Below are 1767 nucleotides of genomic sequence, written 5' to 3'. Positions count from 1 at the left end.
TACAACCAGTTCCGGCCTCACAGCTCATTGAAAGGACTCACACCTTGCCAGATGGACGAGCAATCGCAACTATTCAACACCGCCGATTTTTCCACTTCTGACCGGTCTTAAATTTGGGTGGACGTCAGTAATTCAAATTTTCTATCTCAAACCTGTTTGAAAACGGGGGAGCCGACAAAGTGTAAAGAACAAAAACTGAACTTAGAACAAATTAAGCAAGTGCGGTTGGAACAATCCTTACCTGTGCTCAATGAGTTAGGTCAATGGATCTTCGAGCAAATCCAATCTACGCTGCCCAAAAGTCAAATCGGCAAGGCGATGGCCTATGCGTATACTCGTTGGGATGCGTTGAGTGCATACTTGTATGATGGCTCATTACAGATAGACAATAATCTGGTCGAAAATGCGATCAGGCCCATCGCTTTGGGAAGAAAGAATTACCTATTTGCGGGCACTCATCAAGCAGCTCAACGAGCAGCGATGATTTATTCCTTTTTTGCCATCTGCAAGAAAGAAGATGTCAATCCTTTTGTATGGTTAAAATATACCCTGGAAAATATCTCTTCGATTAATCACAAAAATCTCATTGACCTGTTCCCACAAAACTTTAAGAAAATTATCCTCTCCAACAATATGTAGTTCGTCGGGCGCATACTTTAGGACCGGGGAAATCACAGCGGAGCCACTAGAAAAATCGGTGGTACTTGACACCTGAAATTTCGCCTCCATCTAGCAATGTATGAGCCCTTTCAGTGAGCTGTGAGATCGGAAGTGATTGTATTTCAGCCGCAGGACTCAACCTTTTCGGCTGCAAACGGCAAAGAGAGAAGCCAATTTGTATTCAAGCATTCGTCAAGGAAACAACGCAGCATCTCAGCTCTGATAATCGACTGAATAAATCAGAGCTGAGATGCTGCGTTGTCTATCGGCTTGCCTAGACAGTAAAATCGAGTGTTAACCCAGTATCAAAGGATCTGATAAGATTAGTTCTCTATTTATTCATCACTTTGGAAATAAAATTACGGGAGCATCTATCCTCCAGATTTTCTATCTGACTACTTATAAGACTCGATCTTTCTTCCTTTTTCAACAACTTCATACTTCTACTTAAACCATACACTTTTTAACAAAGACGCACTAGTTGGCTTAAAGTATAAAAATGTTTGTTGGTAATGAATGTCATAAATCAATCATCAGCTATCTGCTTATAACAGGATTAACCTATTATACCGTTACATAGATGATTCGGAAAGCGTCCATAAATTAAAATTTGTACATGTAATAATAAGTCATATAAGTAGAAAAAAGAAAGAGTTAATTGAGACAAATTCACTATAAATATTACATGTTATTCAAAATATACAAATAAGTGTATTTAACCCCTGTTTTTGCAAAATAAATTTCAATTACAAATGTATTTAATCTCTATTAGCCTAAATCAAGTAATTCATAGTATTGATTACTATCTAAATAGTAAAACCTTTAGCCATTATAATATACTGGCTATCAAATGCATTCACAAATGACAAATTTGTAACTGTGTTTTCAATAGATAAAATCATTTTTTTTCTTTCATCGTCTATTTTTGCTCTTTTTTTGTCAATTTTTTCTCTTCTACTTTGTACTGTAAATCAATAAGCCTACTCTACCCGAGGAAATTTATAAAAGATTGATGATAAGCAAATTGAATCCGTATCCATCTGATAAAAGATTGAATGCATTCACTAAAGAAATCAATAAAATCCAACGTTAATCGCTTAAGTCCTA

Annotated in this window: 1 pseudogene; it reads left to right on the top strand. The window is 36.4% G+C overall.

What is annotated here, in order from left to right:
- Window positions 1–177: 177 nt before the first annotated feature.
- Window positions 178–639, top strand: a pseudogene (locus QNI15_RS38770) (IS66 family transposase); the annotation flags it as partial.
- Between the last annotated feature and the right edge of the window lie 1128 nt (window positions 640–1767).

The organism is Xanthocytophaga flava (assembly GCF_030068545.1).
Classification (GTDB): domain Bacteria; phylum Bacteroidota; class Bacteroidia; order Cytophagales; family 172606-1; genus Xanthocytophaga; species Xanthocytophaga flava.
The sequence above is the reverse complement of the archived record's forward strand: the minus strand, read 5'-3'. Positions and strand labels throughout refer to the sequence as shown.